General features: G+C 68.2%; 13 protein-coding genes and 1 tRNA gene. 9 read left to right on the top strand and 5 right to left on the bottom strand.

Features of this window, described 5'->3' with window-relative positions; genetic code table 11:
* Positions 1-70: 70 nt before the first annotated feature.
* Both FFS68_RS15370 and FFS68_RS15365 read left to right on the top strand, forming a co-directional pair.
* Entirely contained in the window at positions 71-1,558 is a 1,488-nt protein-coding gene (locus tag FFS68_RS15370; RefSeq protein WP_137754072.1) for an AMP nucleosidase, read from the top strand.
* Between the two features lie 385 nt (positions 1,559-1,943).
* Positions 1,944-2,978 (top strand): hypothetical protein, encoded by a 1,035-nt coding sequence (locus FFS68_RS15365; RefSeq protein WP_137754071.1) that lies wholly within the window; start codon positions 1,944-1,946, stop codon positions 2,976-2,978.
* A 70-nt stretch (positions 2,979-3,048) separates the two neighbouring features.
* On the opposite strand, the gene FFS68_RS15360 is transcribed toward FFS68_RS15365, so the two are convergent.
* Positions 3,049-3,122 (bottom strand) — tRNA-Cys (locus tag FFS68_RS15360).
* A 247-nt stretch (positions 3,123-3,369) separates the two neighbouring features.
* Here FFS68_RS15360 and FFS68_RS15355 point away from each other — a divergent pair.
* The 3 genes from FFS68_RS15355 to FFS68_RS15345 all read left to right on the top strand — a co-directional run bounded on the left by FFS68_RS15355 (position 3,370) and on the right by FFS68_RS15345 (position 6,048).
* Positions 3,370-4,032 (top strand): protein-L-isoaspartate O-methyltransferase, encoded by a 663-nt coding sequence (locus FFS68_RS15355; RefSeq protein WP_137754070.1) that lies wholly within the window; start codon positions 3,370-3,372, stop codon positions 4,030-4,032.
* A 35-nt stretch (positions 4,033-4,067) separates the two neighbouring features.
* Entirely contained in the window at positions 4,068-5,549 is a 1,482-nt protein-coding gene (locus tag FFS68_RS15350) for a TolC family outer membrane protein (RefSeq protein ID WP_137754069.1), read from the top strand.
* 103 nt (positions 5,550-5,652) lie between these two features.
* Positions 5,653-6,048, top strand: a complete 396-nt coding sequence (locus FFS68_RS15345) for a DUF2497 domain-containing protein (protein ID WP_249340190.1) — start codon at positions 5,653-5,655, stop codon at positions 6,046-6,048.
* Between the two features lie 39 nt (positions 6,049-6,087).
* Here the strand turns inward: FFS68_RS15345 and nudC are convergent, their stop codons facing one another.
* The 3 genes from nudC to FFS68_RS15330 are packed head-to-tail and all read right to left on the bottom strand — an operon-like array spanning position 6,088 to position 9,283.
* Positions 6,088-6,957, bottom strand: a complete 870-nt coding sequence (gene nudC / locus FFS68_RS15340; RefSeq protein WP_137754067.1) for an NAD(+) diphosphatase — start codon at positions 6,955-6,957, stop codon at positions 6,088-6,090.
* Positions 6,957-8,243, bottom strand: a complete 1,287-nt coding sequence (locus tag FFS68_RS15335; protein WP_137754066.1) for a serine hydrolase domain-containing protein — start codon at positions 8,241-8,243, stop codon at positions 6,957-6,959. Before FFS68_RS15335 ends, nudC begins: the two co-directional genes overlap by 1 nt.
* Entirely contained in the window at positions 8,240-9,283 is a 1,044-nt protein-coding gene (locus FFS68_RS15330) for an A/G-specific adenine glycosylase (protein WP_137754065.1), read from the bottom strand. The genes FFS68_RS15335 and FFS68_RS15330 overlap by 4 nt, the downstream gene beginning before the upstream one ends.
* 35 nt (positions 9,284-9,318) lie before the next feature.
* Here FFS68_RS15330 and FFS68_RS15325 point away from each other — a divergent pair, with 35 nt between their 5' ends.
* From FFS68_RS15325 to smc, 4 genes are all read left to right on the top strand, one after another.
* Positions 9,319-9,903, top strand: a complete 585-nt coding sequence (locus FFS68_RS15325) for a DciA family protein (RefSeq protein WP_137754064.1) — start codon at positions 9,319-9,321, stop codon at positions 9,901-9,903.
* A 13-nt stretch (positions 9,904-9,916) separates the two neighbouring features.
* Complete coding sequence (locus tag FFS68_RS15320) at positions 9,917-10,633, top strand: thioredoxin domain-containing protein (RefSeq protein WP_137754063.1); 717 nt, start codon at positions 9,917-9,919, stop codon at positions 10,631-10,633.
* Between the two features lie 37 nt (positions 10,634-10,670).
* Complete coding sequence (locus FFS68_RS15315; RefSeq protein WP_137754062.1) at positions 10,671-11,411, top strand: thioredoxin domain-containing protein; 741 nt, start codon at positions 10,671-10,673, stop codon at positions 11,409-11,411.
* 239 nt (positions 11,412-11,650) lie between these two features.
* The gene (gene smc / locus FFS68_RS15310) at positions 11,651-15,094 is read left to right on the top strand and encodes a chromosome segregation protein SMC (RefSeq protein ID WP_137754061.1); all 3,444 of its coding nucleotides are present in this window, start codon (positions 11,651-11,653) and stop codon (positions 15,092-15,094) included.
* Here the strand turns inward: smc and ubiA are convergent, their stop codons facing one another.
* Positions 15,095-16,003, bottom strand: a complete 909-nt coding sequence (ubiA, locus tag FFS68_RS15305) for a 4-hydroxybenzoate octaprenyltransferase (protein ID WP_137754060.1) — start codon at positions 16,001-16,003, stop codon at positions 15,095-15,097.
* Between the last annotated feature and the right edge of the window lie 51 nt (positions 16,004-16,054).

The raw sequence follows: 16,054 nt of genomic DNA, 5'->3' as shown, positions 1-16,054 counted from the left end.
TCCCTGAGAGGGAGGGGAGATTTATGCCCACCCCTTCCCTTTTGTCACAAAATCGTGCAACACCGCCCCGATGACATCAGACGCATCGCACCCATCCGACATCACCGACCCCACCGCCCTCGTCGAAGAGGTCATCGCCGAACTGCAACACAGGTTCCGCGCCTCGGTCGCCAACCTCAAATCCGCCATCGCCGCCTATGTCCGCGATCGCACCCTGCCGCCGGCCGACGCAGCGGCCACCGGGCTGTTCGACTATCCGGCGATCCGCCTGACCACCACCGGCGAACAGCGCGAAGGGCAAAAGGGGCATAATCTCGCCTTCGGCCAGTTTGAACGCGCGGGCGTGTTTGTCACCACGGTGACGCGCCCCGACCTGTTCGCCGATTATCTGCGCGATCAGCTTGGTTTGCTCGCGCGCCACTATGACATCACGCTCGAAGTCACGCGCACCGGACAGCAGATCCCCTTCCCCTATGTGCTCGACGCCAGCGACGGGTCGGACATGGGCGGGGTCACCCCGCTCGAACTCGCGCGCCACTTCCCGACCACCGAGCTCGCCGACATCGGCGACGAACTCGCCGACGGCCTGTTCGGCGCCGACCCTACTGCATTGCAGCCGCTCGCGCTGTTCGACGCGCTGCGCACCGACTTTTCGCTCGCGCGCCTTCGCCACTATACCGGCACCGCGCCGGAGCATTTTCAGCGCTACATATTGTTCACCAACTATCACCGTTATGTCGATGAATTCGTCGCCTGGGCGGGGGCGCAGGTCGGGCAAGGCCGCTACACCGCGCTCGCCGGCGCCGCAGGGCTTTATGTCGATCAGCCCGGGGTTAACGCCAGCGCGCTCGTCGCCGACAGCGCTTGGCGGCGGCACCAGATGCCCGCCTATCATCTGATCGCCCCCGACGGCGGCGGCATCACGCTCGTCAACATCGGCGTCGGCCCGTCGAACGCCAAGACGATCTGCGACCATCTCGCGGTGCTGCGGCCCGAGGCGTGGCTGATGATCGGCCATTGCGGCGGGCTGCGCCCCAGCCAGCGCATCGGCGACTATGTCCTCGCCCACGCGTATTTGCGCGACGATCATATCCTCGACGCGGTGCTGCCGGTCGCGATCCCGATCCCGCCGATCGCCGAGGTCCAGCAGGCTTTGGCGAGCGCCGCCGAGTCCGTCTCCGGCGCCACCGGCGCCGACCTTAAAAAACGCATGCGGACCGGCACCGTCGTCACCACCGACGACCGCAACTGGGAACTGCGCTACACCGACAGCGCGCTGCGTTTCTCGCAATCGCGCGCGATCGGCATCGACATGGAATCGGCGACGATCGCCGCGCAGGGCTATCGCTTCCGCGTCCCCTACGGCACCCTGCTGTGCGTCAGCGACAAACCGCTCCACGGCGAACTCAAACTGCCCGGACAGGCGAACCGCTTCTACGAAGAAGCGATCGCCGCCCACCTCCAGATCGGCATCCGCGCGTGCGAGACGATGCGCGACGAAGGCGCCAAGCTCCACAGCCGCAAACTCCGCGCCTTCAACGAGCCGCCGTTTCGCTAGGGTCAGCCCTTGGCGCGACGCCTTTCCACTCTGGCCAATTGCGCGTAGACTCGCGGGCAATGGGCGAAGGAGGCGAGATGTCGGTTCCGGGATATTGCGCGGCCTTGCTGGCCGTCGGATGGACCTCGGTTCCGGGGCTTGCCGCCGCGCCGCAATCGCCCGCCGACTAGCATGCCGCCGCATCGCCCCCCGGCGAAGCCGAACCGCCCACCGTCAATCCGGACGCACTCCATGTTTTCGGATTGGCCGGCGACGACGGCCTGGCATCGCCGTCGCAGGCGATCGATTTCATCGCCCCCGCCAACGGCCGCTCCAGCGCCGCCGAAAGCGCGCCCAGTTCGAGATATTTTCCTATCAGGTCAATCGCGACGAAGAAAATGCCGCGTTGGTCGCCGCGGGGGGCTTTCCGGTCGTGCCGGTCGGCAATGGCGAACCGATGAAGATCGACCAGGTGCCGTTCCAGGTCCAGATCCGCTACGCCGACCGCGTCACCAATGCACAGGCGCCCGACGTCGGCGCGCCGCTGGCGGCGACGATCGGCGATCAGGTGACTCGCCGTTTCCGCTGGATCGACGGTATTTCGTCGCGCCTGTCGGACGTCTATCGCGGCGGGATGATCGTCAGCTTCATCTTGTCCAGCCTGGCGATCGTTGGCGGCATTGCCTATCTGCCGCTGGTCGCGCCGACCGGGAAATGGGGTTTTGCGCTGTTTGAGCTGGTGCTCCTCTGCATCATCCTGGCGATCACCTTTTTCGGTCAGCGCCGCCGCTGGCACGGCCGCTGGTTCGAGACGCGCCGCGCCGCCGAATATCTGCGCCACGGCGCGATCCTGCTGGCGCTCGGCGGGGCGCGGGCGACGGGGCGGTGGCCCAGAGGAACGGTGACCGATTGGCCCGAATTCCATGCCCGGCAGGCGCTGCGCGGCGCGCTGAGCGGCCTGCTCGACCGCCATGTCGTGGCGCAGAGGAACTATCATTTCGCCAAGGCGCGCCGTTTGACCAACGTCCATCATAATCTGGACCAGCTGTCCGAACGGCTGTTCCAGCTCGCGGTGGCTTCGGTGGCGCTCTATCTGGTGTTGGTGGCCGCCGGTGAATTCGGGTGGCTGCCGCTGGAAAAAGTGGCCCATCTGGCCAAGCTCTTTACGCTTTTGGGGGTGCTGTTCCCGACCTTTGGCGCCGGCGTCGCGGGCATTCGCTATTTCGGCGATTTTGAACGCTTTGCCTCGATTTCCGAGGTGACCGGCGAAAAGCTGTCGGCCATCCATGCGCGGCTCACGCGCCTGGCGGGCGCGCCCGACGCCGCGCTCGATTACGGCAGCGTTGCCGACCTCGCCCATGCCGCCGACGATGTTGTGTTTGCGGAAATCGAAAACTGGCAGGCGGTGTTCTCCAGCAAACAGGTTACCGTCCCGGTTTAGCGGAGAATTTTGACGCCCGATTCTGCGCCTTGGCGCGATAAAGCCGATCTGGCGGTTGATCGAAAATGGTTGGAGGCCCGAGCCGGAATCGAACCGGCGTGCGCGGATTTGCAGTCCGCTGCGTCACCACTCCGCCATCGGGCCTCATGCCAAATTGCCGCATCCTGGGGGATGGGCCGGGTGTTGGACGGCGCCGCTAGTGAGGGGGTTTCGCCGCCTTGTCAAGGATTCGCCCGCACGCCCGCCTCCCCTTGATGCGGGGTTGGCGGCACCGGCGTTGCCAGCTATGCGCGTCTATGCGGGCAAAGGCTGTATTACTATTGCAATACAGCATGGGTTGGGCTAGAGCTGCCCCGCACAGGTTCAGGCCCCAGGGAATCGGAAAAGGCTGATGGCGACCAAGTTTAGCGAAATCACCGCGGCGGACATGCGCTCTGCCATGATCGACAGCCAGCTACGCACCAACGACGTCATCGACGCGGCGGTGGTCGGCGCCATGGCGGCGGTCCCGCGCGAGGCGCATGTGCCCGCCCATCTGGCGAGCGTCGCTTATATGGACCGCGCGATCGCGCTGGGCCATGGCCGGGCGCTGAACGCGCCGCTGGTTACCGGCCGGATGCTGGTTGCCGCCGCGATCCGCCCCGGCATGCGCGTGCTGCTGGTCGGCAGCGCCACCGGCTACACCGCCGCGGTGCTGTCGCGGCTCGGCGCCGAAGTTCATGGGGTCGAGGAACAGGCCGAGCTGATGGCGATGGCGCAGGCCGCGACCGCCGATGCGGCCATCCACTGGGTCGCCGGCCCACTGCACGCGGGCGCGCCCGGCGCCGCGCCGTTCGACCGCATCATTGTCGAAGGCGCGATCGAAACATTGCCCGGCGCATTGGCCGCGCAGCTGGCCGAGGGCGGCCGTCTGGTCGCGGCGCGCCGCGACGGCGCGGTGACGCGGCTGGTCCAGGGGGTAAAGGCCGGCGGCGAGGTGCCGCTGCGCAGCTTTGCCGACATGGACGCCGCCCCGCTGCCCGGCTTTGCCGCCCCGGCGGGTTTCCAGTTCTAAAGCCAATCCCCTCCTTGTTTCAGGCTGACATGACGATGCTCGATACCGATAAGAAACGGCCTCTCCCCCGCGCCCGCTGGCTCGCCGGTCTGGCCGTCGGCGCCTTGACGCTGTCGCCGGCGGCACATGCCGAAACGCTGCAGGATGCGCTGGCGAAAGCCTATGAAAACAACCCGACGCTGACCGCGGCGCGCGCCGGACAGCGCGCGAACGACGAAAATGTCCCGATCCAGAAATCGGGCGGGCTGCCGAACATCGGGGTCGGGGTCGATTATCAGGAAAATCTGGTGCTGCCCGGCAACAGCTTTTTCTCGCCAAAACGCTTCCTCAGCGTCGGCGGCCAGGTGTCGGTGCCGATCTATCAGGGCGGCGCGGTGCGCAACGCGGTCAAGGCCGCCAAATTTCGCGTCGAGTCGGGTCAGGCCAATTTGCGCGCGACCGAAGCGAGCATTTTTTCGCAGACCGTCGGCGCCTATATGGACGTCATCCGCGACCAGGCGATCGTCCAGCTGAACCAGAAGAATGTGTCGGTGCTGCGCACCAATTTGCAGGCGACGAGCGACCGGTTCGAAATCGGCGATCTGACCCGCACCGACGTCGCGCAGTCAGAGGCGCGCCTCGCGCTCGCCGAGGGCGATCTGCGGACCGCCGAGGCGAACCTGATCGCCAGCCGCGAATCCTATGTCCGGCTGGTCGGCGATGCGCCGGTCGATCTGGAACAGCCGCCGCAGCTGCCTAACCTGCCCGCCTCGCCCGACGAAGCAGTCGCGATCGCGCTGACCAGCAACCCCGACATCGAGGCCGCGAACCAGAGCGTCAACGCGAGCCGCGCCGACATTGGCGTCGCGCGCGCCGGGCGCCTGCCCAAATTGTCGGCGACCACCAGCGGCGGGTACAACAACAATCTGAATTCGGTGAACGACCCGACGTCGGAAAACACCACCAGAAGCGCGTCGGCCGGGCTGTCGCTGACGATCCCGATCTTTCAGGGCGGGCGCCCGTCGGCGCAGGTGCGCCAGGCGCAGTCGCGCACCAGCCAGGCGATCGAAAATTATGTCGAGGTCGAACGCAGCGTGATCGCCCAGACCCGCGGCGCCTATGCCGCGTGGCAAGCGAATCAACAGATCATCGCCGCGACGCAGCAGGCGGTGAGCGCCAACGGCCTGTCGCTGGAGGGCGTGCGCGCCGAAAACAGTGTCGGCACCCGGTCGATCCTCGACATTTTGAACGCCGAACAGGAATATCTGAACACCCAGGTCCAGCTGGTGTCGGCGCAGCGCAATTCCTATGTCGCGGCGTTCTCGGTGCTCGCCGCAATGGGCAAGGCCGAAGCGCGCGATCTGGGGATCGAGGGCGGCGCGCTCTATGATCCCGAGGTCAATTACAACCGCGTCAAGGGTCAGATCTGGGACTGGGCCGACGATCCGGCGCCGCAGCAGCAGGCGACCGACACGCGCGCGGTCCCCGCGGCAACCGCCAGCGTTCCGGTTGGGCCGCCCGCGCTGCCACGACAATAACGCTTGGCAAAACACGCCCCAAATCGGTAAGAGGACATTAACCATGCGGTAATCGCGATGGTTTAGGGGGTTGGTTATGGGCGATATGTCGCGGGAACCATCGATGGAAGATATTTTGTCGTCGATCAGGCGTGTCATCGCACGCGATGAAGCCCCCGGCGCGGCGCGCGAAATCACGCCCGCGATCGCCGAAGACATTCTCGACCTGCACGACGAAGACGACGCCGCCAGCGAAACCGCGCCCGCAGCCGAAAAACTGGTCTCGGAAGCGAGCGCCGACGCCGCGCGCCAGTCGCTCGAAGCGCTGACCGCCGCCGTGGCGCCCGCCGTGGCCGCCGCAACCGTCGCGGCACCCGCCGTCGGCGGGCGGTCGATGGAAGATGTCGTGCTCGACGCGCTGCGTCCGATGCTGAAAGACTGGCTCGACAGCAATCTGCCGCAGCTGGTCGAGGCGATGGTCGCCAAGGAAATCAGCCGGATTACCGGGCGCAGGCTCTAAATTCTCCCGATCCTCCCTGGGGTGAAGCCATAGGGAAGATTATTTGGCCCAATCCTCGAGCAAATAACGCGCGATCGCCAGCGGTGGCGGCGCCAGGAACGGCGCGCCCATGTCGCCCGCCAGCGCGGCGCGCACCTCGGCCTTGTCGACCCACATCGCCGCCTCGATCTCGGTGGTATCGAGGGTCAGCGCCGGGTCGGTCGTGACCGCGCGGCAGCCGATCATCAGCGACGACGGAAAGGGCCAGGGCTGGCTCGCCACATAAGAGACGTTCGACACGCGGATGCCCGCCTCCTCGAACAATTCGCGCGCCACCGCTTCCTCCAGCGATTCCCCGGGTTCGACAAACCCCGCCAGCGCCGAGAAAAAGCCCGGCGGAAACCCGCCCTGGCGCCCGACCAGCACCCGCCCGTCGCATTCGGCGAGCATGATGACGACCGGGTCGACGCGCGGGAAATGTTCGGCGTTACAACTGCCGCAGCGGCGCCCCCAACCGGCGCGGAACACCGTCGTCGGCGTCCCGCACACCGCGCAAAAGCGATGCCGCGCATGCCAGTCGATCAGGCTGCGCGCGCCGCCGTAAAGCGCCGCTTCTTCGCCCGACAGCAAGGGCAGCAGGCGCATGACGGTCCGCGAGCGCGCATCGATCCGCGCCCCAAGCGCCGCTTCGCGCACAAAATGCGGAATTCCGGCACCGTCGACGCCGAGCAGCAGCGGCGCGCGGTCGTCGGCGGGGTCGAGCGCCTCCCAGCACAGCCCGCCGCCCTCGCCCGGCACAAAATCGATGCCGTCGAGCGTCAGGCAGCGCGCGCGCGGATCGGCCATCGCGGCGGCGAAACCCGCCGCATCGCTGCGCAGCTGGTCGGCGCGGTCGAGCCACGCCCCGGTAAATCCCAGCGGCAAGGGCATCAGGTGATGATATCCTTGAAGAAGGTCTCGCCGAATTTTTCCTGAAACGGCAGCGCGCCCGATGGCATATATTGCGCATAAGCCGCGGCGCGATAGCCAAGCCCGCGATGGACGAAACCGATCGTCCCCGCGGCGCCCGCCCAGCCGAAAATGCCCTCGCCGCCCGGCGACGACGGCAGCGACACGCGGCCGCCAGCGCCAAAGCCCTGCCCGTCGATAAACGTCCCCTTGCGGTCGACGCTGTCGGCCAGCAGGTTCGACATCGCCAGCCGCGCGGTTTCGACCTTCATCACCCGTTTGCCGCCGGTCGCACCTTCACCCATCAGCATCGCGAGAAAGTGGTCATAATCGCGCGCGCTCGACACCAGCCCGCCGCCGCCGAACGGATAGGGCGGCGGATCGAGGTAGATCGAGCTGGTCGCCGGATCGAAGGGGATCAGCGCCCCGCCATAGGGCGCATAGTTGGTGGTAAAACGCCCGACATCCTTCGCGCCCACCATGAAGCTCGTGCTCGTCATCCCCAGCGGATCGAACAGCCGCGCCTTCAGAAACGCATCGAAGGGCTGCCCCGACGCAACCTCGATCACCCGGCCGAGCAGATCGAGGCTGATCGAATAGCTCCATTTGGTGCCGGGTTCGTACACCAGCGGTAGCGCCGCGAGCCGGTCGGCCATCACCGCCAGGCTGGGCGCTGCGGTGACCGGCGCCATGCCGGGGATCGGCAGCCGGCTCGCCTGACCGCCGACGATGCCGGCATCGTCATAGGCCTTTTTGATCGGCCCCTTTTGCATGATATTATAGCCGAGCCCCGCGGTGTGGGTGAGCAGATGGCGCACGGTGATCGGCGTCTTCGCCGGGCGCAGGTCGGTGATCGACCCGTCGGGCACATTTTGCACCTGCATCTTGGCAAAGGCGGGCAGGAAATCGGCGATCGGCTGGTCGAGTTTCATCTTGCCGTCTTCGATCAGCAGCATCGCGGCGATGCCGGTGACCGGCTTGGTCATCGAATAGAGCCGCCACAGCGTGTCGGGGCCGACGGGCACCGCATCGCCCAGCGACTGCACCCCGGCACCGAAAAATTCGGCCGCATCCTGCCCCTTGCCGATCGCGGCGAGAGTGCCGGCGAGTTCGCGGCGATCGACGAAGCCTTTGATGAACGCGTGGGTCGCGGGATAAAGCTGTGCCCCGCTGTCCTTCCAAGCGAACGCGGCGCGCGGCAACAGCGCGGCGCCGCCGCCCAGCGCCAGCCCGCCGAGCAGCGCCCGGCGCGAAACCATCATGTTCATCCGTCTCTCTCCAGCATCTTGTCGACCAGTTTGCGATAGAGCGTCGGCAGCCCCGCCGCGTCAAGGTCCGAGATCGGCCACCATTCGCCTTCCGCTGCGGCATCGCCGTTTTCCGGAAGAGCTTCGCGGGGCACCAGCTTCAGCGTCAGGTCGAAATGGGTGAAACCATGGTCCACCTCGGCGATGCCCGACTCGGTTGGACGGGCATCGGTCCAGTCGCCCCCCGGCAGCGCGCGCATCCCACCGAGCATGCCTTTGGCGGGGCGGCGGACCAGCCAGACCCGCGCGTCGTTTTCGATCCAATGCGCCAGCCCGTGGCGATGCGGCTTCGCCTTTTTGGGCGGCTTGACCGGCAGGCGATCGATATCGGGCCGTCCGCGCGCGCGGCAATCGGCCGTCAGCGGACAGATCGCGCAAGCGGGGCCGCGCGGGGTGCAGATGGTCGCGCCCAGATCCATCAGCGCCTGCGCAAAATCGCCCGGGCGGTCCCGCGGCACCCATGGCGCCAACGCGGCGCGAATCTCGCGCTTGGCCAGCGGCAGCGGCGTTTCGATCAGGCGATGGCGCGCGATCACCCGTTCGATATTGGCATCGACAACGACCGCCGGGCGGCCAAAGGCGATCGCTGCAACCGACGCCGCGGTATAGTCGCCGATCCCCGGCAGCGCGCGCAGCGCGGCTTCGCTATCGGGAAAGCGCCCGCCATGATCGCGCACGACCGACCGCGCGCACGCCAGCAGATTGCGGGCGCGGGCGTAATAGCCCAGCCCCGCCCAGGCGGCCATCACGTCCGCGTCATCCGCCGCCGCCAGATCGGCGACCGTCGGCCAGCGGGTGGTGAAGCGCGCGAAATAGCCCGCGACCGCCGCCACCGTCGTCTGTTGCAGCATGACCTCGGCCAGCCAGATACGATAGGGGTCGGGCACCGCGTCGCTGCCCGGCGCGATCCGCCACGCCAGCACCCGCGCGGCGCGGTCGTACCACGCCAGCAGGCGGCCAGCGAAGTCGGGGGCGAAGTCGGGGGCGAGATCGCTGGCCATGTCGGAAGTCTGGACGCTCACCCCCCGCCTATGGCATGGCACCGGCGATGACGAAAGACAGCGGCGATGGCCCGCCCGCCAAAAAGGCGACGGCGAAGGCAGGGGTGAAAAAGCCCAAAGCGGCGGCACGCGTTTACGAACGCCCGCGCGGCGGCGAAGCGCGCATGATTTCCGACCTCGTTCCCGAAATCGGCCGCGCCGCCTTTCGCAAATTCGGCTTCATCCAAAGCTCGGTGGTCAGCCGCTGGCGCGAGATCGTCGGCGACCGGCTCGCCGACGTCACCCAGCCCGCGATGATCCGCTTTCCGGTCGGCGCCAAGGCAGGCGGCACGCTGCATCTGACGATCAGCGGCGCCCATGCCCCGATGCTGCAACATGTCGCCCCCGACATCATCGCCGCGGTCAACCGCTTCTTTGGCTATGCCGCGGTCGCGCACGTCCGCATGACGCATGGCCAGGTCACCCCCGCGGCGCCCGTTCAGCCACCGGCAATGCTGAAACCCGTACCCGCCGAACTGGGGGACAGTTTGCGCGACATCGGCGACCCGGAACTGCGCACCGTGCTCGAACGCATGGCGTCGGGACTGGCGGCGGCGCCCAAACTCCCCCGGATCAGTTGAAGGACCAGCGACGATGTCCGCTTTTGATGACCCGCTTTTCGATCGCCGCACCGCGCTGCTGGCGCTGTCGGGCGCCGCGCTGACCCTGATCGCCGCGACCCCCGCAAAGCCCGCCCTATGGTCGTCACAGGTAGAGATCAGTCCAATCGGCGCCCATGTCGTCGGCAACCCCGCGGCCAAGGTCCGGCTGGTCGAATATTTCAGCTATACCTGTCACGTCTGCGCCGATTTCGCGAAGCTGGGGTCGGCGCCGCTGAAAACGCAATATATCGACCGCGGGCTAGTGCTGTTCGAATATCGCAATCTGGTCCGCGACCCGGTCGACATGACCGCGGCGTTGCTCGCGCGTTGCGGCGGTGCGGGCGCATTCGCGCGCAACCATCAGGCCATTTTTGCCGCCTTCCCGGTCTGGATGGCCAAGGTGACAAAGGCCACCGACGCGCAAAAAACCAGCTGGTTTGAAGGCACCACGGGTGAACGCGCCCGCAAGATTGCCGCCGACACCGGCCTTGCCGCGCTGATGCGCGCCCGCGGCTATACCCAGGCGCAGCTCGACGCCGCGCTCGACAGCGAGGTCGCCCAGGCCGAACTCACCGGCATGACCAACATCGCACGCGGCGCCGATCGCGTCGCCGGCACCCCGACCTTTTTCGTCAACGGTCGCAACGCCGCAGTGACGGCGTGGCCCGCGCTCAAATCGAAACTCGACCAGGCGATCAAGGGATCGTAAAAGCCTCCCCAAACTTGTTTCCGGAGAATATCACATCATGACCGCATCGCTTCGCATCGCCCTTTTGTCCTCGCTCGGCGCGCTCGCCCTCGCCGGTTGCGGAGGCAGCGCCAGCGACCCCGCCAAGGAACAGGATGTCGTCGCCAAGGTAACGGCGCCGGCCGGCAAGAGCTGGTCGCAGGTCGTCAGCTTCGACGGCGACGGCGTGGTGATGGGCAACCCCGAAGCCCCGATCAAACTCGAAGAATTCGGCGCCTTCACCTGCGGCCATTGCGCGCAGTTCACCAAGGATTCGCACGAAGAGTTGAAGCGCGATTTCATCGACACCGGCCGCGTGTCGTACAAGCTGACCCCGTTCATGCTGCACCCGGTCGATGCGATCGCCGGTGCGATCGTCAAATGCACCGGCCCCGACCGCTTCTTCCCGCTCGCCGACGCGACCTTCCTTGAGCATGAGGCCTTCATCGCCGGGGCACAAAAGCCGCAGCCGGGGATCGAAGCGGCGATGCAGCTGCCCCCCGAACAGCGCTTCACCGCGCTCGCCAAGGGCTGGGGCATCGATCAATTTTACCAGCAGCGCGGCGTTCCGGCGGCGACGATCCAGGCGTGCCTGAGCAAGGTCGACAATGTCTCGGCGATCGAAAAGGGCACCAACGCCGGGGTCGAGAAATATCAGATCACCGGCACCCCGACGTTCGTCATCAACGGCCAGGTCGCCGAAGGCATCGCGTCCTGGGGCCCGCTGCGCGACCGCCTGCGCACGATGGGCGCCCGCTGATTTCAGCCAATCCTCCCTGTCGCGCAGCGATGGGGAGGGGTGGAGGGGCCTTGCGGCGGCGGCATCATGGCCCCTCCGTCAGCACTGCGCGCTGCCACCTCCCCATGACTTCGCCACAGGGAGGATCAATATCTGCCCCTTGCGACTCCCCCGCCCGCGCGGCATGACGGCTGCTTGGGGGGATATGTGACACCAGCGTTGCAACATCCGCGATTCGACGATCTGCACGGGGCCGGTCCGTGCAGATAAAACGCCTGCGCCTGACCGGTTTCAAATCTTTCGTCGAACCCACCGAACTGCGCATCGAGCCCGGGCTGACCGGCGTCGTCGGCCCCAATGGCTGCGGCAAGTCGAACCTGCTCGAAGCGATCCGCTGGGTGATGGGCGAATCCAGCCCCAAATCGATGCGCGGCGGCGGCATGGAGGATGTCATCTTTGCCGGTACGGCGTCGCGCCCGGCGCGCGATTTTGCCGAGGTTGCGCTCCATTGCGACACCGAAGGCGCGCTCGTCGCGGGCCTGTCCGACGGCGAGGACGGCGACGATCTCGAGGTCATCCGCCGCATCGAGCGCGGCGCGGGCAGTGCCTATCGCGCCAATGGCCGCGATGTCCGCGCCAAGGACGTTGCGCTGATCTTTGCCGACGCCGCGACCGGGGCGCACAGCCCGGCGCTGGTCAGCCAGGGCAAGATCGCCAATGTCATCGCCGCCAAGCCGACCGACCGCCGCGCGATGCTGGAAGAAGCCGCCGGGATCGCCGGGCTGCACGTGCGCCGCAAGGACGCCGAACAGAAATTGCGCGCCACCGAAACCAACCTGACGCGCCTGTCCGAAATCACCGCCGACATGGAGGTGCGTGCCAATGCTTTGCGGCGACAGGCGCGCGCCGCAGAGAAGTACAAGAAGCTGAGCGACGAGATTCGGATCGCCGAGGGGCGGCTGATCTACGCGCGCTGGCGCGACGCCGCCGCCGCCGCCGATCAGGCGCGCCGTGATGCGGACGCCGCGGAGGCGGCGGTCAAGGCCGCGCAGCACGAGCTGGAAACCGTCTCCACCGCGCAGACCGAGGTCGCGACCCGCGTCGCCGCCGCACGCCAAGACGCGCAGGCACAGCGCGATGCGCTCGCCGAGGCGACCGCCACCCAGGTCCGCCTGCACGGCGAAGAGCGCGCCGCGCGCCAGCGGCTCGAAGATCTGGCGGCGCAGCAGGCCCGCCTGGCCGACGACCGCAATCGCGAAGGCGAATTGGCGCGCGAGGCGCATGGCGCGCTGACCGCGCTCGATGCCGAGAGCAAGGCGCTGGCGCACGACATCGCCGGGCACGACGCGGGCAAGGCGGCGCTCGCCGACGCCCATCTGGCGGCGCAGGCGCGGCTGCGCGATGCCGAGGTCGCACAGGCGCAGGCGCGCGCGACGGCCGCCAGTGAAGCCGCCGACCGCCGCATTGCGGTGTCGGCGCTCGACAGCGCCGCAGCAGCAGTGCGCCGCATCGACGCTGACAAGGCGCGCGTCGATGCCGGCATCGCCGCGCTCGGCGACCGCGCCGCGCTTGCCGCGACCCATAGCGACAGCGTCAACGCCGCCGAGGCCGCCGAAACGGCGATCGCCGCCGCCGAAGCGGCGCTGCATCGCGCCGAGGCCGACCGCGAAGCGACCGCTGCCGACCTTGCGGGGATCGAGGCCGGGCTCGCCGAAGCGCGCGCGGCGCTCGCCGCGCTCGACGGCGAGGCGGCGACGCTCGAACGCGCCCTCGCCGCCGCGCGCAGCGACGACGGGCGTATCCTCGATCAGCTGCGCGTGACGCCGGGCTATGAAGTCGCGCTCGCCGCGGCGCTCGGCGACGATCTCGACGCCGGAACCGACACGGACGCCGCGCGCAGCTGGGGCGGCGCCGATCCGGCACAGGAAGACCCCGCGCTGCCCGGCGGCACCCGGCCGCTGGCCGAATTCGTCAAGGCGCCGCGCGCGCTTGCGCGCCGCCTGACGCAGGTCGCGGTTGCCGACCGCGACACGGGCCAGCCGCTTGCGGTCGGCCAGCGGCTCGTCACCCTGGACGGGGTGATGCGCCGCTGGGACGGTTTCGCCTCGCGCGGCGACGGCGCCACCGCGAGCGAACGGCTGATGCGCCAGAACCGGCTCGACGCGCTGGCGGCACAGCGCCCGCAGGTCGAACTGGGCGTGCAGGATCTGCGCGGCCGCCGCGACACCGCCGCCGCGTTGGCGAGCGAACTGACGGGCGCCGCCGCCGCGGCACGCAAGCAGCTTGCCCAGGCCGACGAGGCCCGCCGTACCGCGCTGCGCGCCGCCGACCAGGCACAGGCCGCGCTCGACCGCCACCGCGACGCCGCGGCGCTGTTCGACCGCCGCCTCGCCGAAATCGCCGACGCAGCCAGCGAAGCCGCCGGGCAATTCGCAGCGCAGGAAGCCGCCCTCACCGCCTTGCCCGACGACAGCATCGCGCGCGCGGCGCTGGAGGCCGAGGAGCACGCCGCCGAACGCGCGCGCTCGGATGCCCACGCGGCCCGCGACGCATTGGCGGCGCACGAACGCACCCTCGCGGCGCTGAGCGAGCGGCAGGCAGTGGTGACTGCTGAGATCAAGAGCTGGAAAGCGCGCGCGGGCGAAGCGGCGCGGCGGGTGACCGAGATGGACAAGCGCGCCGACGCGCTGGCCGCCGAGGCCGCCAAACTCGCCGATGCGCCTGCGAAACTTGCCGAACAACGCACCGCCGCTGAAGCGCAACAGGCGGCGCTGCGCGACAGAGTTGCGGCCGCCGAGGCGCAGGAACGCGCCGCTGAGGCGGCGCTGCGCGAAGCCGAGACGGCGCTGAATGCGATCCGCGAGCGCGTCGCCGCGGCGCGCGAAACCCGCGCCGGGGCGATTGCGCGCTCCGAAAATGCCGAGCTCAGGCGGATCGAAATGGGCCGCCTGTCGGGCGAACGCTTTGAATGTCCGCCGCCGCTGCTGCCGCAAAAGGCCGGGTTCGACGGCGAGAGCGTGTCCGATGCGGGGCAGGAATCGGCGCAGCACGACCGGTTGATCGGCGACCGCGAGCGGCTCGGCCCGGTCAACCTCGTCGCCGCCGACGAACTGATCGAACTCGACACCGAACGCGAGAAAAGCGCCGCCGAGATCGAGGAACTGACGCAGGCGGTCCACCGCTTGCGTGGGTCGATCGGCAATCTCAACCGCGAGGGCCGCGTCCGTCTGCTCGCCGCGTTCGAGACGGTGAACGGCCATTTCCAGCGGCTGTTCACGACCCTGTTCGACGGCGGCCAGGCGCATCTTGAACTCGTCGATTCGGACGACCCGCTCGAGGCGGGGCTGGAAATCATGGCGCAGCCCCCCGGCAAGCGCCTCGGCACGCTCACCCTGCTGTCGGGCGGCGAACAGGCGCTGACCGCGGTCGCGCTGATCTTTGGCCTGTTCCTGACCAACCCGGCGCCGATCTGCGTCCTCGACGAGGTCGACGCCCCGCTCGACGACGCCAATATCGAGCGCTTCTGCGACCTGCTCGACCGCATGACGCGCGAGACCAACACCCGCTATCTGATCGTCACCCATAATGCGGTCACGATGGCGCGGATGCACCGCCTGTTCGGCGTGACCATGATCGAAAAGGGCGTCAGCCGCCTGGTGTCGGTCGACCTCGGCGCCGCAGAGGAGCTGCTCGCGGCGGAATGATCAAGGCGCCATCCCCACCACCAGCATCGCCGCAAACACCAGCAGCCCGGCAAAGCGGTTGCTGCGGAATTTCGCGAGGGCGTCCTCGCCATTGGCGGGATCCAGCGTCACTACCTGCCCCGTGAAATGCAAAGCCGCGGGTACCAGCGCGATCAGCACCAGCGGGTCGGGCCGCACGGCCCACAGCGCGCCGCCCCAGCCGGCCAGCGCGAAGCCATAGCAGAGCGCGACCCCGCCCTTCACATGGCGCCCCATCGCGCGCGCGCTCGATTTGACGCCTACAGCCATATCGTCCTCGATATCCTGCAGCGCATAGATGGTGTCGTACCCGATCACCCACGCGATGCAGCCAGCATAGAGCAAGGGCAGCGCCAAGCCGTCGCCGCCGCCGACGGCAACCCAGGCGACGAGCGCCCCCCAGCTGAACACCAGCCCCAGCCACGCCTGCGGCCACCAGGTGATGCGTTTCATGAACGGATAACCGGCAACCAGGATCAGGCTGGCAAGCGCGACAATCTGCGCGGGCCAAGGTAGCTGAAGCAGCACGAGCAAGCCGACGAGCGCCAGCAGCACCGCCCACAAGGCGGCATTGCGCACCGACACCGCCCCGCTCGCGATCGGCCGCGACGCCGTGCGTGCGACCTGCGCGTCCAGGTCGCGATCGACGATGTCGTTATAGACGCAGCCCGCGCCGCGCATGACGATCGCGCCGAGCAACAACCACAGGAACAACCGCCAATGGCTGACCGCCCCGCCGCCAAGCGCCAGCCCGAACGCGCAGGGCCAGAACAGCAACCACCAGCCGATCGGGCGGTCGAACCGCGCGAGCAGCGCATAAGGCCGCGCCGCGGCGGGCAGGAGCGCCACAAAACCACGCAACTGGCTGTCGGGAGGATGGGCGGCGGTCATCGGCAGCGGCGCATGTAGCAGCCGCCGCGCGCATGATAAACGGTTATTGAA

Source organism: Sphingopyxis sp. L1A2A, from assembly GCF_005502465.1.
GTDB lineage: Bacteria > Pseudomonadota > Alphaproteobacteria > Sphingomonadales > Sphingomonadaceae > Sphingopyxis.
This window is presented reverse-complemented; position numbering and strand designations above follow the sequence as displayed.

Coding starts and splice junctions, on each gene's coding strand:
- FFS68_RS15315 (WP_137754062.1), top strand. CDS start 10,671: ATGACCGCATCGCTTCGCATCGCCCTTTTGTCCTCGCTCGGCGCGCTC.
- FFS68_RS15330 (WP_137754065.1), bottom strand. CDS start 9,283: ATGGCCAGCGATCTCGCCCCCGACTTCGCCCCCGACTTCGCTGGCCGC.
- ubiA (WP_137754060.1), bottom strand. CDS start 16,003: ATGACCGCCGCCCATCCTCCCGACAGCCAGTTGCGTGGTTTTGTGGCG.
- FFS68_RS15370 (WP_137754072.1), top strand. CDS start 71: ATGACATCAGACGCATCGCACCCATCCGACATCACCGACCCCACCGCC.
- nudC (WP_137754067.1), bottom strand. CDS start 6,957: ATGCCCTTGCCGCTGGGATTTACCGGGGCGTGGCTCGACCGCGCCGAC.
- FFS68_RS15335 (WP_137754066.1), bottom strand. CDS start 8,243: ATGAACATGATGGTTTCGCGCCGGGCGCTGCTCGGCGGGCTGGCGCTG.
- FFS68_RS15345 (WP_249340190.1), top strand. CDS start 5,653: ATGGAAGATATTTTGTCGTCGATCAGGCGTGTCATCGCACGCGATGAA.
- FFS68_RS15325 (WP_137754064.1), top strand. CDS start 9,319: ATGGCACCGGCGATGACGAAAGACAGCGGCGATGGCCCGCCCGCCAAA.
- FFS68_RS15320 (WP_137754063.1), top strand. CDS start 9,917: ATGTCCGCTTTTGATGACCCGCTTTTCGATCGCCGCACCGCGCTGCTG.
- FFS68_RS15355 (WP_137754070.1), top strand. CDS start 3,370: ATGGCGACCAAGTTTAGCGAAATCACCGCGGCGGACATGCGCTCTGCC.
- FFS68_RS15350 (WP_137754069.1), top strand. CDS start 4,068: ATGCTCGATACCGATAAGAAACGGCCTCTCCCCCGCGCCCGCTGGCTC.